The sequence below is a fragment of the Streptomyces sp. NRRL F-5126 genome, assembly GCF_000721265.1.
Taxonomy (GTDB): Bacteria; Actinomycetota; Actinomycetes; order Streptomycetales; family Streptomycetaceae; genus Streptomyces.
Window position 1 is genome coordinate 300417 of sequence record NZ_JOFZ01000012.1, and the last position, 22148, is coordinate 322564.

Sequence of the window (22148 nt, forward strand, 5' to 3'; positions counted from 1 at the left end):
GCGACGGATGTGGCAAACGAGGGACCCGGACCTCCTTGTCGGAGTGTCCGGGTCCCTCGGGGTACTTCGTGTGCTACTGGTTCCGGCTCTCACCCTGGTAGTACTCGAACACCCAGCCGTACAGTGCGTACATGATCAGCGGTGCCGAGAAGTACAGCAGCCACCAGCCGATCGCCACGGAGAGGAAGGCGAGCGCGCCGCCGACGCCCAGCGAGACGGGGGCCCAGCTGTGCGGGGAGAAGAACCCCACCTCGCCGGCCTGGTCCGCGACATCGGCCTCCTTGTTGTCCTGCGCGAGCTGGTCCATGCGCCGCGCGGTGAACGACAGGTAGAAGCCGATCATGATCGACAGCCCGAAGGCCAGGAACAGCGCCACGGTGCCGGCCGTCTCGTGCGACCAGTAGCCGTAGACGATCGCGACGATCAGGAAGAAGAGGGACAGGAAGAGAAAGAACCGTCCTTGGATCTTCACTTGCCGGCCTCCTTCTCACTGCCGCTGCCCGCCAGGGCCTTGTCGCCCTCGACGTGCGCGAGCTGGTCGAGCGCGGCGATCTCCGGGTGGTGCAGGTCGAACGCCGGGGACTCGGAGCGGATGCGCGGCAGCGTGAGGAAGTTGTGCCGCGGCGGCGGGCACGACGTCGCCCATTCGAGCGAACGCCCGTAGCCCCACGGGTCGTCGACCGTGACCTTCTTGCCGTACTTGGCGGTCTTCCAGACGTTGTAGAGGAACGGCAGGATCGACAGGCCGAGCAGGAAGGAACTGATCGTCGAGATCGTGTTCAGCGTCGTGAAGCCGTCGCTCGCCAGGTAGTCCGCGTAGCGGCGCGGCATGCCCTCGGCTCCCAGCCAGTGCTGCACGAGGAACGTGCCGTGGAAGCCGATGAACAGCGTCCAGAAGCTGATCTTGCCGAGTCGCTCGTCCAGCATCTTGCCGGTGAACTTGGGCCACCAGAAGTGGAATCCCGCGAACATCGCGAAGACCACGGTGCCGAAGACGACGTAGTGGAAGTGCGCCACCACGAAGTACGAGTCGGAGACGTGGAAGTCGAGCGGCGGTGAGGCCAGGATGACGCCGGTGAGGCCGCCGAAGGCGAACGTGATGAGGAAGCCGATCGACCACAGCATCGGTGTCTCGAAGGACAACGATCCCTTCCACATGGTGCCGATCCAGTTGAAGAACTTCACACCGGTCGGTACCGCGATCAGGAAGGTCATGAAGGAGAAGAACGGCAAGAGCACGCCGCCCGTCACGTACATGTGGTGCGCCCACACCGCCACCGAAAGGCCGGCGATGGAGATCGTCGCCGCGATCAGGCCGATGTAGCCGAACATGGGCTTGCGGCTGAAGACCGGGATGACCTCGGAGATGATCCCGAAGAACGGGATCGCGATGATGTACACCTCTGGATGGCCGAAGAACCAGAAGAGGTGTTGCCAGAGCAGTGCCCCGCCGTTGGCGGAGTCGAACACATGCGCCCCGAATTTCCGGTCGGCCTCCAGCGCGAACAGGGAGGCGGCCAGCACGGGGAAGGCGAGCAGGACCAGCACGGCGGTCAGCAGCACGTTCCACGTGAAGATCGGCATGCGGAACATCGTCATGCCGGGAGCACGCATGCAGATGATCGTGGTGATGAAGTTGACGGCGCCGAGGATCGTGCCGAAGCCGGAGAAGGCCAGACCCAGGATCCACAGGTCACCGCCGACGCCGGGCGAGTTCACCACGCTGGAGAGCGGCGAGTAGGCGAACCAGCCGAAGTCGGCCGCGCCCTGCGGCGTGAGGAAGCCGCCGACCGCGATCAGCGAGCCGAACAGGTAGAGCCAGTACGCGAAGGCGTTGAGCCGCGGGAAGGCGACGTCGGGCGCGCCGATCTGGAGCGGCATGATCCAGTTCGTGAAGCCGGCGAACAGCGGCGTCGCGAACATCAGCAGCATGATCGTGCCGTGCATCGTGAACGCCTGGTTGAACTGCTCGTTCGACAGGATCTGGAGGCCGGGCCTCGCCAGTTCCGCACGCATGAACAGGGCGAGGATGCCACCGAGGCAGAAGAAGGCGAACGACGTGATCAGGTAGAGCGAGCCGATCGTCTTGTGGTCGGTGGTGGTCACCCACTTCACGACCACGTTGCCTGGCTGCCGGTTGCGGACCGGGATCTCGTTGGCGTACGAGTCCTCGTCCGCGGCGGCACCCTGGGGTTCGTTGAGGATGCTCACAGTTTCTTGTCCTCCGCCTCAGAGGTCGCGGCGTGTCCCGTCTGGGCGATGCCCGCGGGGACGTAGCCTGTCTGGCCCTTCTTGGCCAGGTCCTTCAGGTGCTGCTGATAGGCCTTGGGCGAGACGATCTTCACGTTGAAGAGCATGCGCGAGTGGTCGACTCCGCAGAGCTCGGCGCACTTGCCCCGGAAGGTGCCGTACTGGGTCGGCGTCACTTCGAAGGAGTTGGTGTGCCCGGGGATGACGTCCATCTTCATCATGAACGGCAGTACCCAGAAGTCGTGGATCACGTCGCGCGACGTGAGGACGAAGCGCACCTTCTCACCCTTGGGCAGCCAGAGCGTGGGGCCTGGGTTGCCGGTCTGGGGGTTGGTCTCGCCCGGCGTGCCGGCGTCGTAGACGCCCTCGGCTCCCTTGGGGAACGCCTTGGTGTACTTGGGCGGGATCGCCTTGAGCTCGCTCGGGATCTTCGACCCGGTCGCGTCGTTTCCGTCGACGTTCTCGACGTAGTTGAACGCCCAGCTCCACTGGTAGCCGACCACGTTGATGGTGTGGGCGGGCTTGGGGGAGAGCTGGATCAGCTTCGTCTCGTCGCGCGCGGTGAAGTAGAAGAACACCGAGACGATGATCAGCGGGACCACGGTGTACAACATCTCGATGGGGAGGTTGTACCGGGTCTGCGGGGGAACCTCGATCTTCGTGCGGCTGCGCCGGTGGAAGACGACGCTCCAGATGATCAGGCCCCAGACGAGGCAGCCCACCACCAGGGCCGCGGCCCAGGAGCTCTGCCACAGGGAGAGGACCCGAGGACCCTGTTCAGTGACCGGAGTCGGTAGACCAAGGCGTGGAAAATCCTTGTACGAGCAACCGGTAGCGGTCACCATGATCAGGCCCGCGATCAGCACCGCCTGCGGCAGCTTCCGCCGCATCGGGCGCCGCGACGAGCGGTCGGAGCCGTTGGGACTCACGTAGCGCCTTCCCGAGAGTCTCGCCCGCGCGACCGGCTGCGGCCGTCTCGGTCGTCGCCGGCCCTGTCACGGGCAGGGGTTTGATGTTTATGCGGACCAAACCCTACTGGACGCCCTTCGGCGTCTCGCGGGGAGGGTGCCCAACGCGCCGTCCGAGTGCCCGAAGGGATTCAACCCCAGGCCGGGCCGCACTTCTGACACTCACTCCGGCGCCGGTGAGCGCCGGACCGTTAGCCTCACGGCGTGTCCTACTTCGACTCCGCGTCCGCCGCCCCGCTGCACCCCGTCGCCCGCCAGGCGCTGCTGGCGTCCCTTGACGAGGGGTGGGCCGACCCGGCCAGGCTGCACCGGGAGGGGCGGCGCGCCTCGCTGCTGCTCGACAGCGCGCGCCAGGCCGCGGCGGAGGCCGTCGGGTGCCGCGCGGACGAGCTGGTTTTCACTCCTTCGGGGACGCACGCGGTCCACGCGGGGACGGCCGGCGCCCTGCGCGGCCGTCGGCGTGTCGGCGACGGCGTGGTGGTGTCGGCGGTCGAGCACTCCTCGGTGCTGCACGCGGCGCGGCTCGGCGGCACGGTGACGGAGGTTCCGGTCGACCGGCTCGGGGCCGTGCGGGCGTCGGCGTTCGGCGACGCGCTGGGCGACGGCACGGCGCTGGCCTGCCTCCAGTCGGCCAACCACGAGGTGGGCACGGAGCAGCCGGTGGCCGAGGTGGCGGGGTTGTGCGGCGAGCGCGGCGTACCGCTGCTGGTGGACGCGGCGCAGTCACTGCCCTGGGGCGCCGTGCCGGGCCCCTGGTCGCTGCTTGCGGCGAGCGCGCACAAGTGGGGCGGGCCGCCCGGGGTGGGCCTGCTCGTGGTGCGCAAGGGGGTGCGGTTCTCGCCGCCCGGGCCGTCGGACGAGCGGGAGTCGGGGCGGTCGCCCGGCTTCGGCAACCTGCCCGCGGTGGTGGCCGCTGTGGCGTCGCTGCGCGCGGTGCGGGCGGAGGCGGCGGAGGAGAACGCGCGGCTGCGGGGGCTGGTCGACACGATCAGGGCACGGGTGCCCGAACTGGTGCCCGATGTCGAGGTGGTGGGCGATCCGGTACGCAGGCTGCCCCATCTCGTCACGTTCTCGTGCCTCCATGTCGACGGGGAGGCACTGCTGCACGAGCTCGACCGCGCGGACTTCTCCGTGTCGTCGGGGTCGTCGTGCACGAGCGACACGCTGGCGCCCAGCCATGTGCTGCGCGCCATGGGCGTGCTGTCGGAGGGCAATGTGCGCGTGTCGCTGCCGCGCGGGACGACGGGCGAGGAGGTGGAGCGCTTCCTCGGCGTGCTGCCCGGCGCGGTCGAGGCCGTACGCCGGCAGCTCGGCGCGCCGGATGCGGCGCCTTCCGCCGGGGCGTCCGGGGACGCGCCCGCGGCCGCGGGCGCGGACGACGGGGCGGGCGGCGAGGAGCCGCTGGTCGTCGACGCGCTGGGCAGGCGCTGCCCGATCCCGGTGATCGAACTGGCCAGGGTGTTCGGCACCGTCCCGGTCGGCGGGGTCGTGACGGTGCTGTCCGACGACGAGGCGGCGCGCCTCGACATCCCCGCCTGGTGCGGGATGCGCGGCCAGGAGTACGTGGGCGAGCGGCCGGCGGACCGCGGTGTCGCCTACGTGGTCCGCCGGCTGTCATGACGTGCGCTCGCCCCGCCCGGTAGCGGGACCGGGGTCAGGCGGGCAGGTGCGCCTGGACCTCGATGGCCGCGTCGTGCCCGTACGCCTTGGTGAAGCGCTCCATGAAGTGGTGGCGCGCGAGCGTGTACTCCTGGGTGCCGACGGTCTCGATGACGAGGGTCGCCAGCATGCAGCCGACCTGGGCGGCGCGCTCGTGCGAGACGCCCCAGGACAGTCCGGCGAGGAAGCCTGCGCGGAAGGCGTCGCCGACGCCCGTCGGGTCGGCCTTGGCCTCTTCCTGGGCGCAGCCGACCTCGATGGCGGGCTCGCCGGCCCGCTCGACGCGGGCGCCGTTCTTGCCGAGGGTGGTGACGCGGTGGCCGACCCGGCCGAGGATCTCCTCGTCGCTCCAGCCGGTCTTCGCCTCGATGAGGCCCTTCTCGTACTCGTTGGAGAAGAGGTACGTGGCGCCTTCGAGGAGTGCGCGGATGCCGTCGCCGTCCATGCGGGCGATCTGCTGGGAGAAGTCGGCGGCGAACGGGATCCCGCGCGAGCGGCACTCCTCGGTGTGGCGCAGCATCGCCTCGGGGTCGTCGGCACCGATCAGCAGCAGGTCGAGGCCGCCGACACGGTCGGCGACGTGCTGGATCTCGATGAGCCGCGCCTCGCTCATGGCGCCGGTGTAGAACGAGCCGATCTGGTTGTGGTCGGTGTCCGTGGTGCACACGAAGCGCGCGGTGTGCAGGTGGTCGGAGATGCGCACGGAACCGGTGTCGACACCGTGCCGCTCCAGCCAGGCGCGGTACTCGTCGAAGTCCTCACCCGCCGCGCCGACGAGGATCGGCCTGAGGCCGAGCTGCCCCATGCCGAAGCAGACGTTCGGAGCGACACCGCCCCTGCGCACGTCGAGGTTGTCGACGAGGAAGGACAGGGAGACCGTGTGGAGCTGGTCGGCGACCAGCTGGTCCGAGAAGCGGCCCGGGAAGGTCATCAGATGGTCGGTGGCGATGGAGCCGGAGACTGCGATTCGCACGGCGTGAACGCTCCTGGGGGTACGAACGGTTGGCACTTCACGCTACCCGGTCGGGCGGGTGCGGACAGGGCCGCAGGGTATTGACTGTGTCGTCGGGAAACTACCCGAAGGTAGCGCTTTGCCCCTTGTGGGTGCGTGCGTACGGTGGCCGTATGGCGATCCACGATGTGCGGCGGAAGCGGGCCGGCGGCGACCTCGGTATCGAGCCGGGGGCCGGGATGGCGGAGCTGCGCGGCGACTGCGCGCGCATGGCGCCGCGCTGGGAGGCGCACCCCACTGCCGCGGCGGCGGCCGCTGCCGCCCGGCCGATCCGCGGAGTGAGCGTGGACCCGGGGTCGGTACGGCTGGTCGCCGCGATGCCCGAGTACGGCGGCTGACCCGCCAGGACCCGTACGGCTCCTGGGCCGGCCCCCCGCGCGCCGGAACCGGGTGCGCCGCCGCCACGTCCCATCGTTGACCGTGGACACACGAACGGCCGCGGCCATACGGATGGACGACGGGCGAGGGAGCGCAGCGGTGGACAGCACGCAGCAGCCGGAAGGACCTCGCGGCGGGAGCGCGCCCGGCGGGCCGGAGGCCGGTGCGGCCCCGCGCCGCCGGCGCTCGCCTCTCGCGGTGGCGTCGGTGGTGGCGGCGGTCCTCGTCGTGGCGGGCGGCGGGACGTACCTGGCGGTGGGCGCGGGTGGCGGCGGTGGCGGCGCGTCGGACGCCGCGCCGCCGCTGTCCGTCGGACCCGCGTACCACCCGATCGATTCGGTCGGTCCCTCCCCGTCCCGGGTGCAGGTGCCGCCGCGCGGCATCGCACCGGGCGAGCCCGATCCGCGGGGCGCCCTCTACCGGGCGAGCGGGCCGCTGCCCGCCGGGCCCGGCAAGGCGCCCGTGTACGACCGCGGAGCCGACGTGACGAAGGCGCGGGTGGCGGCGCTCGCGAAGGCGCTCGGGGTGACCGGGGCGCCGCGTTCGTCCGGGGACTCCTGGCTGGCCGGCACGGCGGCGGACGGGGGCGGGCCGCTGCTGCGGGTGCAGAAGAAGGCGCCAGGCGACTGGACGTTCTCCCGCTACTCCCCCGCGGGCGGCGACAACTGCGCCAAGGGCAAGCCGTGCACCGGCGGCAAGCCGCTCGTGCACGGCGGTGGCGCCGGCGGCGCGGTGAGCGAGGACGCGGCGAAGCAGGCCGCGGCGCCCGTGCTGAGGGCACTCGGCCAGGCCGGCGCGCGGGTCGACGCGAGCCGGCTGCTCGGCGCCGTACGGGTGGTGGACGCGGACCCGGTGGTGGACGGGCTGCCGACGTACGGCTGGACGACCGGGCTGCAGGTCGGGTCCGACGGGCGCGTCGAGAGCGGCGGCGGCGAGCTCTCCGTGCCGGAGGCCGGGACGTCCTACCCGGCGGTCAGCGCGACGGCGGCGCTGAAGGCGCTGAACCTGGGGGCGTCGGGCGCCGGGCAGGGCACCGGGTGCGGCACGCCGGCTCCGGTGGTCCACGGGCCGGTCACCGGGGCCGAGGCCGCACCGGCCGCGCCCGCGTGCACGGCGGGCCTGCCGGACGCGTCGAGGACGCCGCAGCAGCGGACCGTGCCGGTGGACAGGGTGGAGTTCGGCCTCGCGGCGCGTGCCGTGGACGGGCGGCTCGCACTGGTGCCGTCGTGGCTGTTCACGGTGGAGCCGGGCGGCGGCTCGCCCGCGTACACGGTGACGCAGACGGCGGTGGCACCCGCCTACCTGCGGTCGGTGCCCCCGCACGGGATGAAGCCGGGCGGCGGCACCGGGGCGTCCGGCGCGCCCGGGGCGCCCTCGCTCTCGTACACGACGCACGGCCGCGACCTCACGCTGCGGTTCTACGGCGGGGTGTGCGGGGAGTACTCGCTGAGCGCGGACGAGTCGGGGCACGCGGTGAAGGTCAGGCTGCAAAAGCCCACCCCGAAGCCGGGCGAGGAGTGCATGGCGCTGGCGAAGCGGCTGACGAAGACGGTGACGCTGAAGCAGCCGCTGGGCGACCGGAAGGTGATCAGTGCCGCGACAGGCGCGGAGGTGCCGCGCTCGGGGGCCTGAGGCCCCCGTCGCCGCGGCGGCGCGAGCCCGCGGGCGCCTTCGGCGTGCGGGTGCCATCGGCATGCGGACCGCCCGGGCACGCCGGCAGTGCGGGTCACCGGGTCACCCGTGGCCCGGTGGCCCGGTGACCCGGTGCCACACTCTCGAACGGCGGGCAGCCGCGGGCGGGGCGGCCTCCCGCCGCGGCGGGAGCGCGTACGGCGGCGCGCGTACGGTCAGCCCGCCCAGCGGGCGGACGGACCCCTGCGGGGCGCCGCCCTCACGCGCACAGCGCGACGCATGCGGGCCGCTCATGGCGAGTCGCCGGGCGGCCACACAGGCCTGGCGACGACTGCCGGCCCGCCCAGCGGGCGGACGGACCCATGCCGGGCAGGGCGCACGCATGCGGGCCGCTCGCGGCGAGTCACCCGGCCGGTCGCACAGGCCTGGCGACGGGCGCCGGCGGGCCGTAGGCGATGGCCACCGTGCGGACGAGGCCCTCGAAGGGGCCGCCCTCGGTCAGTGCGCCGGGGCGCTTGCGCAGCAGCAGGGCGGCAGACCCCCGAGGGGGTCTGCCGCCCTGTGCTGTCCGGTGTGCGCGTGCGCCCAGTGCTCAGTGGAAGCTGTCGCCGCAGGCGCAGGAACCCGACGCGTTCGGGTTGTCGATGGTGAAGCCCTGCTTCTCGATCGTGTCGACGAAGTCGATCGAGGCGCCGCCCAGGTACGGGGCGCTCATGCGGTCGGTGACGACCTTGACGCCGCCGAACTCCTTGACGACGTCACCGTCGAGCGAGCGCTCGTCGAAGAAGAGCTGGTAACGCAGGCCGGAGCAGCCACCGGGCTGAACGGCGACGCGCAGTGCCAAGTCGTCGCGGCCTTCCTGGTCGAGCAGGGTCTTGACCTTGTCCGCGGCGGCGTCGGACAGGAGGATGCCGTCGCTCACGGTGGTGGTGTCGTCCGATACGGACATCTGCTTCTCTCCCGGGTTGTACGGACTGCTTGCCGACACTTGCAACCGGCACGGCCGCGGGTTCATTCCACGGCCCGGTTTCTCATTCCCCCTCTCATGCTCGCACACGCCCGGCGCTCCGACACGGGCCCGTGGTGGCGGGGTACGGCGAGCCGGGTTTCACGTCACATCGACACGATCGGCATCGTCAAAGTGACGCGAAGCGGATATGATAGATAGCGTCAAAACGACGAAAAGGCGCGGCGCAGTACGGCGGCGCAGTACACAGGTCCGCAGAGCAGAAAGGGTGCGTGACGTGACCACGGCCCAACCCCTTACGGAACTCGACGTGCAGCCCACTCCGCTGGCGCTGCTGCTGCTCGGCCGGGAGGCCGACCCGAGGAGCGAGCGCGGCGTGGAGTGTCCCGGCGACCTGCCCGCACCCTCCGACCCCGATCTGGTGGCGCGCGCACGCGCCGCGAAGGAGCGGCTCGGCGACCGGGTCTTCGTCCTCGGCCACCACTACCAGCGCGACGAGGTCATCCAGTTCGCCGATGTGACCGGTGACTCCTTCAAGCTCGCGCGCGACGCGGCCGCCCGGCCCGGCGCCGAGTACATCGTCTTCTGCGGCGTGCACTTCATGGCCGAGTCGGCGGACATCCTCACCTCGGACGCGCAGAAGGTCGTCCTGCCCGACCTCGCGGCCGGCTGCTCCATGGCCGACATGGCGAGTGCCGAGCAGGTCGCGGAGTGCTGGGACGTCCTGACGGACGCGGGTGTGGCCGACGGCGTCGTGCCCGTCTCGTACATGAACTCCTCCGCGGACATCAAGGCGTTCACCGGCAGGCACGGCGGCACCATCTGCACGTCGTCCAACGCGCAGCGCGCGCTCGACTGGGCGTTCGGCCAGGGCGACAAGGTGCTCTTCCTGCCCGACCAGCACCTCGGGCGCAACACCGCGATACGCGACCTCGGCATGTCGCCCGAGGACTGCGTGGTCTACGACCCGCACCGGCCGAACGGCGGCCTGAGCGCCGAGCAGCTGCGGGACGCGCGGATGATCCTCTGGCGCGGCCACTGCTCGGTGCACGGCCGCTTCTCGCTGGAGTCGGTGAACGAGGTGCGCGCGCGGATACCCGGCGTCCGGGTCCTCGTGCACCCGGAGTGCAAGCACGAGGTGGTCGCGGCGGCCGACGAGGTCGGCTCGACGGAGTACATCATCAAGGCCCTCGAAGCGGCACCCGCCGGATCGAAGTGGGCGATCGGCACGGAGCTCAACCTCGTGCGCCGCCTGGCGGACCGGTTCGCCCCCGAGGGCAAGGAGATCGTCTTCCTCGACCGCACCGTCTGCTTCTGCTCGACGATGAACCGCATCGACCTGCCGCACCTGGTGTGGACGCTGGAGTCGCTCGCGGACGGCAAGGAGGTCAACCAGATCCGGGTGGAGGCGGACACCGCGCACCACGCGCAGGTGGCCCTGGAGCGGATGCTGGCGCTTCCGTAGCGGCATCGCCGTAGCAGCAGGCGGCAAGGGTGTGCCCCCGGTGGACGGATCCACCGGGGGCACACCCTTGCGCGTACGGCTCAGACGCCGGCGCCCTGCGGTGCGCGGTCCTCCGACGCGCCGGCCTGCGGCGGGGTGGCGCCCCGCTTGGCCGCCTTCTTCTTCGCCCTGCGCTCCTTGCGCAGCTCGACCATCGCGTAGAGCGTCGGCACGAGCAGCAGGGTCAGCAGCGTCGAGGAGATCAGGCCGCCGATCACGACCACCGCGAGCGGCTGGGCGATGAAGCCGCCCTCCCCCGTGACGCCGAGCGCCATCGGCAGCAGCGCGAAGATCGTGGCGAGTGCCGTCATCAGGATGGGACGCAGGCGGTGCCTGCCGCCCTCCACGACCGCCTCGACGACGCCGAGGCCCCTCGATCTGTACTGGTTGATCAGGTCGATCAGCACGATCGCGTTGGTGACCACGATGCCGATCAGCATCAGCATGCCGATCATGGCGGGCACGCCGAGCGGGGTGCCGGTGATCAGCAGCAGGCCGAGCGCGCCGGTCGCCGCGAACGGGATCGACACCAGCAGGATCAGCGGCTGCACCAGTGACCTGAACGTGCCGACGAGCAGCATGAACACGATCGCGACCGCGGCCAGCATGGCAAGGCCGAGCTTCTTGAACGCGTCGTTCTGGTCGGAGGTCACACCGCCGATGGACGCGGTGGCGCCCGACGGCAGCTTCAGCGCCTTGATCTTGGACTGGAGCTTGGTGCTGACCGAGCCGGTGTTGTCGCCGACGGGCCGGGCGGTGACGGTCGCGGCGCGGTTGCCGTCGATCCTCGTCATGGAGACGGGTCCAGGCACCACCTTGACGTCGGCGATCTGCCCGAGCTTCACCTGGCCGAGCGGCAGATCCTTGAGCTGGGAGATCGTCGTCGCGGGGTGCTTGGACGTCACCACCACGTCCCGCTCGGTGTCGTCCATGATCGCCGTGCCGGACTTGGTGCCGCTGACGGCCTGCGCCACGGCCGCGCCGAGCGTCGCGTTGGTGAACCCGGCGTCCGCCGCCTTGTCGTTGGCGGTGACGGAGATCCGCGGGACGGACTGCGACAGGTCGCTGCGCACGTCGGTGACGCCGTGCAGCGTGGAGACGGCGTGGGTCACCTGGTCGGACGCCTTCCTCAGCGTCGCCGAGTCGCCGGCCTTGACCGTGACGCTCAGGTCCTGGCTGCCGAAGCCGCCGCCGGCCGTGACCGTGGTGTCGCCGATGCCCTTGAGGCCGCGCAGCTCGGCCTCGATGGCGTTCTGCGTCTTCTCGTACTGGGACGCGTCCTTGATGGTGACCTGGTAGCTGGCCTGGTTGGTGCCCGCGCCGCCGCCGAGCGCCGCCTGGAACCCGGAGGTGCCGACGGTGACCTGGTAGTCCTTCACCTGGTCCATGCCCGCGAGCACGTGCTCGACCTTCTTCGCGGCCTCGTTCGTCGCGCCGAGGCTGGTGCCCGGGTCCATCTTCTGGCTGATGGACAGGACGTCCTGGTCGCTGTTGTCGAAGAAGTTCGTCTTCAGGAAGCTCGACATGCCGAGCGTGCCGACGAGGATCACCACGGCGATCAGGACGCTGGTGACGCGCTTGCGTGTGGCCCACCGCAGCACCGGCACGTACGTGCGCTGGAGCCTGCTGTGGGTCTCCTTCTCCTCGGCGCGGCGGCGCGCCTCGTCCTCGCCGAGCCCCTTGGCGCCCTTGGGGGCGCGCAGGAACCAGTACGAGAAGACCGGCACCGCCGTCAGCGACACCAGCAGCGACGCGAGCAGCGCGGCCGTGACCGTCAGCGAGAACGAGCCGAACAGCTCGCCGACGATGCCGCCCACCAGGCCGATCGGCAGGAACACCGCGACGGTGGTCAGCGTGGAGGCGGTGACCGCGCCCGCGACCTCCTTGACGGCGCTGACGATCGCCTTGTGGCGTTCCTCGCCGTAGCCGAGGTGTCTCTTGATGTTCTCCAGCACGACGATCGAGTCGTCGACGACGCGGCCGATGGCGATGGTCAGGCCGCCGAGGCTGAGGACGTTCAGCGTCTCGCCGTTCAGCCACAGCACGATCAGCGCGATGACGACGGACAGCGGGATGGAGATCGCGGTGACCAGCGTGGACCTGATCGACGCCAGGAAGAGCAGGATCACGAGGACCGCGAACAGCAGGCCGAGCGCGCCCTCGGTGGTCAGGCCGGAGATCGACTTGGAGACGGCGGGGCCCTGGTCGCTCGCGACCACGATCTTCGTGCCGGAGCCCAGCACCTTGCGCAGGTGGGCCAGCTTGTCCTTGACGGCGTTGGAGATGGAGACGGCGCTGCCGTCCTGCGAGTCCATCGTGATGTTGACGGCGAGGCTCGGCTTGCCGTCGGTGCGGGTCAGGGACGTCTGCGCGGAGGGCCGCTGGGCGACGGTGGCGATGTCGCCGAGGCGCACGGGCTTGCCGGGCGCGGCGCCGGGCGCCGCCTGGGGGGCGACTTCGAGGTCCTTGATCTGCTGCAGCGAGGTGTAGCCCGTGCCGACCTGCACGGTGCGGTTCTTGCCGTCCTGCGCGAACGAGCCCGCGGGCACGGGGACCCCGCCGGCCTTCAGCGCGTCCGAGACCGACGCGGCGCTCAGTCCCGCGGCCGCGAGCTTCTTCGCGTCGGGGGTGACGTCGACCTGGAGGTCGCGCACGCCGTCGACGGTGACCTGGCCGACGCCGTCGATGTCCTGGAGGTCCGGTACGACCGTGCGGTCGAGCTGGTCGGCGAGCGCCTGCTGGTCCTTGTCCGACGTGACGGCGAGCACCACCGTCGGCAGGTCGTCCGTGCTACCGGCGATGACCTGCGGGTCGACGTCGCTCGGCAGCTTGTTGGACGCGCGGTTGACCGCCTGCTGGATGTCGGCGACGAGCTGCTTGGTGCCCGACTGGCCGAAGTCGAAGCTGGCGACGACGGTGGCGCTGCCCTCGCTCGACGTGGAGGTGACGCTGCTGACGCCGTCGACCGCCTTCATGGCGTTCTCCAGCGGCTCCGACACCTGCTTCTCGACCACATCGGGCGAGGCGCCCTGGTAGGGCGCGACGACCGACACCAGGGGCAGGTCGATGGGCGGCAGCAGCTGCTGCTTGAGCTGCGGTATCGCTATCGCCCCGAACACGAGCGCGATGATCGACATCAGGCCCACCAGGGCCCGTTGTCTGAGGCTGAACCGGGACAGCCAGGACATGGGGTCTCTCTTCTATTTGCGTGCGGTGTACGCGTCCGCGCGGGGCGGCAGGGGTGCCGGCGCCGCGGGCCGGCCTCTTGGTCATGCCCGACAGTTCCGTCGGGCGGATGCCGCCGGGTCGGTGCTCAGGCCCCCACTACACGATCAGGCATGGGGGTGGCCGCTTCCGTCAGCCGCAGGTCCCTTTCCGGTGCCCCCGGCGTACCGCGCCTGGAGTACACGGCGGAGGAGTGCTACTCCACCCCCGGCCGCACCAGGCCCGATTCGTACGCGAATACCACCAATTGGGCGCGGTCGCGTGCGCCGAGTTTCGCCATCGCGCGGTTCACGTGGGTCTTCACCGTGAGCGGGCTGACGGCGAGGCGCTCGGCGATCTCGTCGTTGGAGTGGCCGCCGGCGACGAGGCCGAGCACCTCGCGCTCCCGCACGGTGAGCGCGGCCAGCCGCTCGGCACGGGCGCCGGAGCCGTCCTGCTCCCCGTCCCCCGCCGGGCCGCGCTGCGCGAGGAACGAGGCGATCAGCCCCTTGGTCGCCGCGGGCGACAGCAGCGCCTCGCCGGCCGCGGCGATCCGGATCGCGTTGAGGAGTTCCACCGGCTCCGCGCCCTTGCCGAGGAAGCCGGAGGCGCCCGCGCGCAGCGACTGCACGACGTACTCGTCGACCTCGAAGGTCGTCAGCATCACCACGTGCACCCCGGCGAGCGCCGGGTCGGCGCTGATCATGCGGGTCGCGGCGAGCCCGTCCGTGCCGGGCATGCGGATGTCCATGAGGACCACGTCGGCCTTCTCGGAGGCGGCGAGCGCCACGGCCTCCGCGCCGTCCGCCGCCTCGGCGACGACCTCCATGTCCGGCTCCGAGTCGACCAGCACCCTGAACGCGCTGCGCAGCAGCGTCTGGTCGTCCGCGAGCAGGACCCTGATCGTCACGCGTGCTCCTGTTCTCGTCTGCGCAGCGGCTGCACGGGCAGTATCGCCTGGACGCGGAACCCGCCGCCGTGGCGGGGTTCGGCGACGAGGGCGCCGCCGAGCGCGGCGACGCGCTCGCGCATGCCGAGCAGCCCGTGGCCGCCGCCGGGTGCCGGGTCACGCGGGGCCTCGCCCGCCCCGTCGTCGACCACCGTGATCTCGATGCCCCCGCCCGCGCGCAAGACGCTCACCTCGGCCTCGGCATCCGCGCCCGCGTGCTTGCGCACATTGGTCAGCGCCTCCTGGACCACCCGGTACGCGGCGAGCCCCACGGCGGCCGGCAGCGGCGCGTCGCCCGCCTCGACCACGCACCTGACGGGCAGGCCGGCCGAGCGGAACGTCCCGACGAGCGCGTCGAGCTGGTCGAGTCCTGGCGCGGGTTCCGTGGGGGCCTCCGGGTCGCCCGTCTGGCGCAGGAGGCCGACCGTGGCGCGCAGCTCGTCGATGGCGCTCCTGCTGGCCTCCCGTACGTGCGCGAGCGCCTCTTTGGCCTGGTCGGGGCGCTTGTCCATGACGTGGGACGCGACCCCGGCCTGCACGTTGACGAGCGCGATGTGGTGGGCGACGACGTCGTGCAGGTCACGGGCGATGCGCAACCGCTCCTCGGCGACGCGGCGGCCGGCCTCCTCCTCGCGGGTGCGCTCGGCGCGCTCCGCACGCTCCCGCATCGCGTCGATGAACGCGCGGCGGCTGCGCACGGCGTCGCCCGCCGCGCCGGCCATGCCGGTCCACGCGAAGACGCCCAGGTTCTGCTGGGCGTACCAGGGCCCGGAGCCGAGCCCCATCGCCACACCGGTCAGTACGGCCATGGTGAGCAGGCCGACGCGCCATGTCGTGGGGCGGTCGGTGTGCGCGGCGACCGTGAACAGCGCGATGACGACGCTGAACACGACCGGCGGGGCCGGGTTCGCGGTGATCACCCCGACGGTGGTGAGCGCGCTGGTCACCAGCAGCACGGTGCGCGGCCGCCGCCTGCGCAGCACGAGCGTGGCCGCGGCGACGGCCATCAGCGCGAGGCTCAGGGCGCTCGGGCTGTGCACCTCGATGGGCGTGGTGAAGCCCCTGCCGCCGCGCGGGTGCACGAGGGAGGTGGCGATCATGCAGACGAGGACGGCGAGGGCGAGGCAGGCATCGGGCGCGAGCGTGTGGGCACGGCTCCAGCAGCGCGCATGCGCGAGTACGCCTGCGGCGAGGCTTTGCCCACGAGCGGGCGCGGACGCCGCCGTCCCGGCGCCCGGGACCGGGTCGCCGCCCCGGACGGGCACAGGGGCCGCAGGCCCTCCGGCCCCAGCAGGCGCCGAAGCCGACGCGGGCGCGGAGCCCGAGGCCGTCCCGACGCCGGGGACCACTTCGCGGCCCCCGGCGTTCACGGGGGCCTCACGGCCACCGGCCCCGGCGGAGGCCGAGCCCGACACGCGGGCGGGAGCCGTCCCGGCGCCCGGAGCCGGGCCGCCGTCCCGGCCAAGGCCAGGGGCCTCAGGTCTCCCGGCCCCTCCAAGCGGCGGCGCCGACGCGGCGGCCGGAGCTGAGGTCGAAGCCGGGCTACCACCCCCGGCGGGCACGGGTGCCGCTCCGTGACCGGCCACAGGCTGCGCCGGCGCAGGGCCCGGTGCCGCAGCAGCTGTCGAGGGGGTCGCGCCCCCTGCCGCGGCGGTGTCACCAGGCCCGGCGGGGCCACCCCCGGGCGCCGCCGGTGCGTGGGCCGTGGCGGGCTCAGGCGCCGGGCCCGGGGCCGTCCGTGCGCCCGGGGCCTGGTCTCCGTCCCCGGCGGCTGTGGCGGCCGAGGCCGCCGGAGGCGGGGACGCAGGGCTCCGCCCCGCGTCCTGTGGACGCGGGGCGGTGGAGTCGCCCGGACGGGAGGTGCGCACGGTGGTCGGAGCCGGTCCGTCAGACCGACGAGGGGATCAGGCCCTCGTCGCTGAGCAGCTCGCGGACCTCTTCGAGGGTGGCGTCGGGCGCGGGCAGGATCAGCCCCGACGGCTCCAGGGAGTCGTCGGGCAGCGGCTCACCCAGCTCGCGCACGCGGTCGAGCAGCGCGGTGAGCGTGCGCCGGAAGACCGCCTCGTCGCCGCCCTTGACCGCGGCCATGAGCCGGTCGTCCAGCTCGTTCAGCTCGGCGAGGTGGTCCTCGGCGAGCCGCGCCTGCCCTTCCCCCATGATCCGTACGATCATGACGCGTCCTCAGCCCCGGTCGTTCGTGTCGGTCTTCTTGAAGTTCGGCCCCTGCGCGTCCCCCTGCTGCGAGCCGCCCTCGATGGCCTGCTGCGACGAGGACGAGCCCCCCGCCAGCTCCGCCTTCATGCGCTGGAGCTCCAGCTCCACGTCGGAACCGCCCGAGATGCGGTCGAGCTCCGTCGCGATGTCGTCCTTCGCGGTCCCCGACTGGTCGTCCAGGGCGCCCGAGGCCAGCAGCTCGTCGATGGCGCCCGCCCGCGCCTGCAACTGCGCCGTCTTGTCCTCGGCGCGCTGGACCGCGAGGCCGACGTCGCCCATCTCCTCGGAGATGCCGGAGAAGGACTCGGCGATCCTCGTCTGCGCCTGGGCCGCCGTGTACGTGGCCTTGATGGTCTCCTTCTTGGTGCGGAAGGCGTCCACCTTGGCCTGCAGCCGCTGCGCCGCGAGCGTGAGCTTCTCCTCCTCGCCCTGCAGCGTCTGGTGCTGGGTCTCCAGGTCGGAGACCTGCTGCTGGAGCGCGGCCTTGCGGGACAGCGCCTCGCGCGCCAGGTCCTCCCGGCCGAGGGCGAGCGCCTTGCGGCCCTGCTCCTCCAGCTTCGTCGACTGCCCGCCAAGCTGGCTGAGCTGCAGTTCCAGGCGCTTGCGCGACGTCGCCACGTCCGCGACGCCCCTGCGCACCTTCTGCAGCAGTTCGAGCTGCTTCTGGTAGGAGTAATCGAGGGTCTCGCGCGGATCCTCGGCCCTGTCCAGGGCCTTGTTGGCCTTCGCGCGGAAGATCATCCCCATACGCTTCATGACACCGCTCATGGGCTTCGCGCGCCCCCTTCTGACGGACTCCGGATCCAGCACTCCTACAAGACCCACAGTACGGGCCCTGCCTCTATTACCGCACTGTTCGAGCGCGGATGCGCTCATCCCCAAGGACGACTGTGCGCGTGGACGGCTCCGGCGGAGGGAGTAGGGGCCGCCCCGGGCGGCGCCTTCCCGGCCCTGTGCGGGCCCGCGCGAACGCGCCCGCGCACAGCCGGGAGACGAAGGCCGTTGCGGGATCGTTCCCCATGGGGGTGGGGTCCATGCACCCGAGCCCGTACCCTTGGCGATTGTGTTCCGTAGCCGTTCGAACGAAGAGAAGGCGCCCGGCACCAAGGTGACGGCCGACCTGACCAAGCAACCCCGTGATCCGCAGGCGCCCAAGGGCAGGCCCACGCCGAAGCGGAGTGAGGCGCAGTCCCAGCGCCGCCGTGCCGTGACGCCACCCGCCGACCGCAAGACCGCGGTCAAGCGCCAGCGGGAGACGCGCCGGGCCGATATGGCGCGCCAGCGCGAGGCGCTGAACAACGGCGACGAGCGCTACCTGCCCGCCAGGGACAAGGGGCCCGTGCGCCGCTTCGCGCGCGACTACGTGGACGCCAGGATCTGTGCGGCCGAGTTCTTCCTGCCGTCCGCCGTCGTGATCCTCGTGCTGACGATGGTCAGGGTGCCGGCGCTGCAGAACATCGCGCTGCTGCTGTGGCTGCTCCTCATCATCGCCATCGTCGTGGACTCGATCTTCCTCGGCATGCGGCTGAAGAGGGCCATCGCGCGGCGCTTCCCGAACGACTCGGGCCGCGGCGTGGTGATGTACGGCCTGATGCGTACGCTCCAGATCCGCAAGCTGCGCCTGCCCAAGCCGCAGGTCAAGCGCGGGGCGAAGCTCTGAGCAGCCGGCCGGCCGGCCCGTCGTGGCCGGCCGGCGGTGCCACGCCCTGGCTCACCGGGCAGGGCGGGCTGCGGGACGTGGTGCGCCAGGAACTCGTCTCGCTCCAGCTGGAGGAGCAGATATCCGGCCGCTTCCCCGTCGGCCGGCGGCTGCGCGTCCTCGACGTGGGGATGGCACGCGGCACCCAGGCGCTGCGCCTCGCGCGCGCCGGGCACGCGGTGACCGGTCTTGAGTCCGACCCGGAGATGCTCGCCGCCGCGCGCGCCGAGCTGGCGGGCGAGCCGGACGGCATCAGGGAGCGGGTCAGGTTCGTCGAGGGCGACGGCGTGGACACGGGGGTGCACTTCAAGCCGGGCGCCTTCGACGTGGTGCTCTGCCACGGCGTGCTGATGCGCGTACGGGAGCGGGACGCGCTCCTCGCGGGGCTCGCCAGGATGCTGGCGCCCGGCGGCCTGCTCTCGCTCCTGGTGCGCAACGGCGACGCGGCCGCCCTGCGGCCCGGGCAGGCGGGCGACTGGCGGGCCGCGCTCACCGCGTTCGACCAGCTCACCCGCACGGACGAGGAGGGCCTTGCCGTGCGGGCCGACCGGCTCGCCGACCTGACGCGGACGCTGGCGGGGATCGCCGCGCCACTGCACGCCTGGTACGGGGTGCGGGTCTTCACGGACGGCGCGCCCGACGACGCCCAGGCCCCGGCCGGCGCCGAGCTCGACCGGCTGCTCGCGGCCGAGGAGCGCGCGGGACGCACGGACCCCTACCGCTGCGTGGCCTCGCTGCTGCACCTGTGCGGGGTGCGCGGCTGAGACGGGTGAGCGAACGGCGGCCTCCGAGCGCGCCACCCTTTCGATAAATAGGTTAAAAGGGATACTCCGGGCATGGATCGATCCCTTCTCCGCGGCCGCTCGCGTCGGCCGCTGCTGACCCTGGCCGCCGGGCTCTGCGCGGCCGCCCTGGCCTCCGGCTGCTCGGCGGCCGAGGGAATGCCGGCCGGCCCCATCGCGCCGATCGCCGCGACCACGGCGACGGGGCGGGCGGAGGCGCCCACCCCCGCGGGGCAGGCCGCGGCGCCGAGCCGTGCGACGAGCGACCTGCAGACGGACTACGAGGGCACGATCAAGAACGTGCTGCCGTCCGTCGTCCAGATCGACGCGGGCAACGCGCTCGGCTCCGGCATCGTCTACGACACGCACGGCCACATCGTCACCAACGCCCACGTCGTCGGCTCCGGCAAGACGTTCAAGGTGACCGTCGCGACCCGGGAGCAGCCGCTCACCGCCCGCCTGGTGTCGAGCTTCCCGCAGCAGGACCTCGCGGTGATCAAGCTGGACGCCATCCCCAAGGGGCTGCGCCCCGCGCGCTTCGGCGACTCGTCCGAGGTCGCCGTCGGCCAGATCGTGCTGGCGATGGGGTCGCCGCTCGGCCTGTCGAGCAGCGTCACCCAGGGCATCGTCTCCGCCGTCGGGCGGACCGTCAGCGAGGGATCGGGCGAGTCCGGCGGCACCGGCGCCACCATCTCCGACATGGTGCAGACGTCGGCCGCGATCAACCCGGGCAACAGCGGCGGCGCGCTCGTCGACCTCAACAGCGAGGTCATCGGCATTCCGACGCTCGCGGCGACCGACCCGGGCATCGGCGGCAGCAGCGGCAGCGCGGCGCCCGGCATCGGCTTCGCGATCCCGGCCTCGACGGTGAAGACGGTCGCCGACCAGATCATCAAGAACGGCAAGGTCACGCACTCGGGGCGGGCGGCGCTCGGCATCACGGGCCGTACGGTGCTCGGCACCGACCTCCAGCCGACGGGCGTCGCGGTCGTCTCCACCACCAAGAACGGCGGCGCGCGGGCCGCCGGTCTCAAGGCCGGCGACATCATCGTCAGGCTCGGCAGCCGGCGGATCACGGACATCACGTCGCTGTCCCGTGCGCTCGCGGCGGACAAACCGGGCCAGCACGTCACCGTTGCGTACCTGCGGAACGGCGCATCCAAGACGGCGAAGGTGAAGCTGGGCGAGATGTAGGCGACCGGGTGCGGGCGGCCCTGTGTGGCCGACCGCAGACGTGTGGCGCCGTACGGACCCGGGTCCGTACGGCGCCACACCTGCGATGCCCGGCCTGGCGGCTACGCCTGTTCCGGCGGCGCGTCCGCGGGCCCCGCCGCCTGCTCGGCGTGCAGGCTCATCGGGCCGTAGACCTTCGTGCCGTCCTCGAACAACGTGACCTGGTCCGCGCCGCCCTCGAGGAGTTCCTTCCACTCCTCGCCGACCCACGACTCCGCGTCGCCCTGGGTGGAGAACTCCTCGGCCGCCACGGCGGGCGCGACCTCCGTCCCGTCGGCCTTCTCGAACCGCCACGTCCACGCCATGTCCGCCTCCAGGTGGAGCGGGCCGCCGCGCGCCCCGCCCGCTGTGGGATCACTGCTGCCTGATCACTCTTGCTGACCGCAGCGTAGCCGGACGCGCACCGCCGGCGGTGTCGCGGGAGGATCGTGCGTGTGGAACTGACACTGCTGGGCACCGGAGCCCCCGACGGGCTGCCCCGCCCCGAATGCCCGTGCGCCGTGTGCGCGGCGGCCCGCGGCCCGCACGCCAGGGCCGCGACCGCGCTGCTCGTCGACGGCGTCCTGCTGCTCGACCTGACACCGGGCGCCGCGCTCGCCGCCGCGCGTGCGGGCCAGACGCTCGGCGGTGTGCGGCAGGTGCTGCTGAGCCACCCGCACGACGGGCCGTCGGTCGAGCTGCCGCCTGGACTGCCGTCCGCGGGGCGCGCGGCGGACGGCCGGGTGCTGACGCTGCTGAGCGGTCACCGGGTGCGTGCCGTGCCGATGGACGCGCCGGGCACCGGGTACGAGGTGACCGCGCCGGACGGCGAGCGGCTGCTGTACCTGCCGCCCGGCGGCGCGCCCGCCGGGGTGGAGCCCGAGCGCGACCCTTCGCCCGCCTACGACGTCGTGGTGGCCGACGTGGTGGGGCGGCCCGACGCCGTCGCACGGCTGCGTGCGGTGGGCGCGGCCGGTCCCGCGACGGACGTCGTCGCGGCCCACCTCGGCCACGACGTGCCGCAGGGCCCCGAACTGGAGCGGCGGCTGGCCGCCGCCGGCGCCCGCGCGGTGCCGGACGGGACGACGTTCACCGCGGGCGCCTACCGCCCGGGCCCCGAGGTGCCGCGGCGCACGCTGGTGACGGGCGGGGCCCGCTCGGGCAAGTCGGTGGAGGCGGAGCGGCGGCTCGCGGCGTTCCCCGGCGTCGTGTACGTGGCGACCGGCGGCGGGCGCGACGGCGACGCCGAATGGGCCGAGCGGGTGCGCGCGCACCGCGACCGGCGCCCGGCGTCCTGGCGCACGCAGGAGACCTGCGACCTCGTGCCGCTGCTCGCGGGCGACGGGCCGCCGCTGCTGATCGACTGCCTGTCGCTGTGGCTGACCGACGCGATGGACCGCGTCGGCGCCTGGGACGACGCGGCGTGGGACGGCGGCGGCCGCAAGGCCCTGCACGAGCGCACGTCGGAGCTGATCGAGGCGGTGCGCGCCACCCGGCGGACCGTCGTCGCGGTGACCAACGAGGTGGGCTCGGGCGTCGTGCCCGCCACGGCGTCGGTGCGGCGCTACCGTGACGAACTGGGCCGCCTCAACGCGGCGTTCGCGGCGGAGTGCGAGCACCTGCTGCTCGTGGTGGCGGGGCAGGCGCTGCGGCTGCGCGGCTGAGCGCGCGGCGCGCCGGGCGGCCGGGCCGGCGGCGCAGCGGCCCACGGCCGCCAA

At 72.5% G+C, this 22148-nt stretch carries 19 protein-coding genes; 8 read left to right on the forward strand and 11 right to left on the reverse strand.

The genetic code is table 11. The annotated features are described in order from the left end of the window. Positions 1-73 precede the first annotated feature (73 nt). From IH48_RS0126145 to coxB, 3 genes are read right to left on the reverse strand one after another with little or no spacing between them, the layout of a single operon-like run. Positions 74-472, reverse strand: a complete 399-nt coding sequence (locus IH48_RS0126145) for a cytochrome c oxidase subunit 4 (protein WP_030909542.1) — start codon at positions 470-472, stop codon at positions 74-76. Further along, positions 469-2211: a cytochrome c oxidase subunit I gene (ctaD, locus tag IH48_RS0126150; RefSeq protein ID WP_030909545.1), complete on the reverse strand. Its 1743-nt coding sequence runs from the start codon at positions 2209-2211 to the stop codon at positions 469-471. The genes IH48_RS0126145 and ctaD overlap by 4 nt, the downstream gene beginning before the upstream one ends. Next, on the reverse strand, positions 2208-3179 hold the full coding sequence (gene coxB, locus IH48_RS0126155; RefSeq protein WP_030909548.1) for a cytochrome c oxidase subunit II: 972 nt from the start codon (positions 3177-3179) through the stop codon (positions 2208-2210). Before coxB ends, ctaD begins: the two co-directional genes overlap by 4 nt. 243 nt (positions 3180-3422) lie before the next feature. Here coxB and IH48_RS0126160 point away from each other — a divergent pair, with 243 nt between their 5' ends. Then, positions 3423-4838 carry a cysteine desulfurase/sulfurtransferase TusA family protein gene (locus tag IH48_RS0126160; RefSeq protein ID WP_030909551.1) on the forward strand — a complete coding sequence of 472 codons (1416 nt, stop codon included), beginning with the start codon at positions 3423-3425 and terminating at the stop codon, positions 4836-4838. Positions 4839-4872: 34 nt separating this feature from the next. Here the strand turns inward: IH48_RS0126160 and IH48_RS0126165 are convergent, their stop codons facing one another. Then, entirely contained in the window at positions 4873-5850 is a 978-nt protein-coding gene (locus tag IH48_RS0126165) for a carbohydrate kinase family protein (protein ID WP_030909554.1), read from the reverse strand. A gap of 152 nt (positions 5851-6002) precedes the next feature. On the opposite strand from IH48_RS0126165, the gene IH48_RS33605 reads away from it, so the two are divergent. Together IH48_RS33605 and IH48_RS0126175 are read left to right on the forward strand one after the other, a co-directional pair. After that, positions 6003-6227: a hypothetical protein gene (locus tag IH48_RS33605; protein WP_037843267.1), complete on the forward strand. Its 225-nt coding sequence runs from the start codon at positions 6003-6005 to the stop codon at positions 6225-6227. A gap of 139 nt (positions 6228-6366) precedes the next feature. Then, complete coding sequence (locus tag IH48_RS0126175; RefSeq protein ID WP_030909557.1) at positions 6367-7899, forward strand: hypothetical protein; 1533 nt, start codon at positions 6367-6369, stop codon at positions 7897-7899. 592 nt (positions 7900-8491) lie between these two features. On the opposite strand, the gene IH48_RS0126180 is transcribed toward IH48_RS0126175, so the two are convergent. After that, positions 8492-8848 (reverse strand): HesB/IscA family protein, encoded by a 357-nt coding sequence (locus tag IH48_RS0126180; RefSeq protein WP_030909560.1) that lies wholly within the window; start codon positions 8846-8848, stop codon positions 8492-8494. A gap of 295 nt (positions 8849-9143) precedes the next feature. On the opposite strand from IH48_RS0126180, the gene nadA reads away from it, so the two are divergent. Continuing rightward, positions 9144-10331, forward strand: a complete 1188-nt coding sequence (gene nadA / locus IH48_RS0126185) for a quinolinate synthase NadA (RefSeq protein ID WP_030909563.1) — start codon at positions 9144-9146, stop codon at positions 10329-10331. An 80-nt stretch (positions 10332-10411) separates the two neighbouring features. Here the strand turns inward: nadA and IH48_RS0126190 are convergent, their stop codons facing one another. From IH48_RS0126190 to IH48_RS0126210, 5 genes are all read right to left on the reverse strand, one after another. Then, complete coding sequence (locus tag IH48_RS0126190; protein ID WP_030909565.1) at positions 10412-13558, reverse strand: efflux RND transporter permease subunit; 3147 nt, start codon at positions 13556-13558, stop codon at positions 10412-10414. Positions 13559-13791: 233 nt separating this feature from the next. Continuing rightward, positions 13792-14484: a response regulator gene (locus IH48_RS0126195; RefSeq protein ID WP_030909581.1), complete on the reverse strand. Its 693-nt coding sequence runs from the start codon at positions 14482-14484 to the stop codon at positions 13792-13794. After that, positions 14481-15788: a sensor histidine kinase gene (locus tag IH48_RS0126200; protein WP_078850039.1), complete on the reverse strand. Its 1308-nt coding sequence runs from the start codon at positions 15786-15788 to the stop codon at positions 14481-14483. The genes IH48_RS0126195 and IH48_RS0126200 overlap by 4 nt, the downstream gene beginning before the upstream one ends. Before the next feature lie 622 nt (positions 15789-16410). Further along, positions 16411-16695 carry a PspA-associated protein PspAA gene (gene pspAA, locus IH48_RS0126205; RefSeq protein WP_030909585.1) on the reverse strand — a complete coding sequence of 95 codons (285 nt, stop codon included), beginning with the start codon at positions 16693-16695 and terminating at the stop codon, positions 16411-16413. A 9-nt stretch (positions 16696-16704) separates the two neighbouring features. Beyond that, positions 16705-17505 (reverse strand): PspA/IM30 family protein, encoded by an 801-nt coding sequence (locus IH48_RS0126210; protein ID WP_030909588.1) that lies wholly within the window; start codon positions 17503-17505, stop codon positions 16705-16707. A 295-nt stretch (positions 17506-17800) separates the two neighbouring features. On the opposite strand from IH48_RS0126210, the gene IH48_RS0126215 reads away from it, so the two are divergent. From IH48_RS0126215 to IH48_RS0126225, 3 genes are all read left to right on the forward strand, one after another. Continuing rightward, positions 17801-18397: a DUF3043 domain-containing protein gene (locus tag IH48_RS0126215; RefSeq protein ID WP_078850040.1), complete on the forward strand. Its 597-nt coding sequence runs from the start codon at positions 17801-17803 to the stop codon at positions 18395-18397. Between the two features lie 80 nt (positions 18398-18477). Next, a complete protein-coding gene (locus IH48_RS0126220) occupies positions 18478-19200 on the forward strand; it encodes a class I SAM-dependent methyltransferase (RefSeq protein WP_030909593.1) in 723 nt (240 codons plus the stop codon). 72 nt (positions 19201-19272) lie between these two features. Then, positions 19273-20412, forward strand: a complete 1140-nt coding sequence (locus tag IH48_RS0126225; RefSeq protein WP_030909596.1) for a S1C family serine protease — start codon at positions 19273-19275, stop codon at positions 20410-20412. Between the two features lie 101 nt (positions 20413-20513). On the opposite strand, the gene IH48_RS0126230 is transcribed toward IH48_RS0126225, so the two are convergent. Next, a complete protein-coding gene (locus IH48_RS0126230; RefSeq protein WP_030909599.1) occupies positions 20514-20756 on the reverse strand; it encodes a hypothetical protein in 243 nt (80 codons plus the stop codon). 129 nt (positions 20757-20885) lie between these two features. Here IH48_RS0126230 and IH48_RS0126235 point away from each other — a divergent pair, with 129 nt between their 5' ends. Next, on the forward strand, positions 20886-22094 hold the full coding sequence (locus IH48_RS0126235) for a bifunctional adenosylcobinamide kinase/adenosylcobinamide-phosphate guanylyltransferase (RefSeq protein WP_030909602.1): 1209 nt from the start codon (positions 20886-20888) through the stop codon (positions 22092-22094). Positions 22095-22148: the final 54 nt, after the last annotated feature.

What these genes read in the sequence shown, in the direction of transcription:
- IH48_RS33605 (WP_037843267.1), top strand. Translation starts at nt 6,003, where the DNA reads ATGGCGATCCACGATGTGCGGCGGAAGCGGGCCGGCGGCGACCTCGGT.
- IH48_RS0126180 (WP_030909560.1), bottom strand. Translation starts at nt 8,848, where the DNA reads ATGTCCGTATCGGACGACACCACCACCGTGAGCGACGGCATCCTCCTG.
- IH48_RS0126190 (WP_030909565.1), bottom strand. Translation starts at nt 13,558, where the DNA reads ATGTCCTGGCTGTCCCGGTTCAGCCTCAGACAACGGGCCCTGGTGGGC.
- pspAA (WP_030909585.1), bottom strand. Translation starts at nt 16,695, where the DNA reads ATGATCGTACGGATCATGGGGGAAGGGCAGGCGCGGCTCGCCGAGGAC.
- IH48_RS0126210 (WP_030909588.1), bottom strand. Translation starts at nt 17,505, where the DNA reads ATGAGCGGTGTCATGAAGCGTATGGGGATGATCTTCCGCGCGAAGGCC.
- IH48_RS0126225 (WP_030909596.1), top strand. Translation starts at nt 19,273, where the DNA reads ATGGATCGATCCCTTCTCCGCGGCCGCTCGCGTCGGCCGCTGCTGACC.
- IH48_RS0126230 (WP_030909599.1), bottom strand. Translation starts at nt 20,756, where the DNA reads ATGGCGTGGACGTGGCGGTTCGAGAAGGCCGACGGGACGGAGGTCGCG.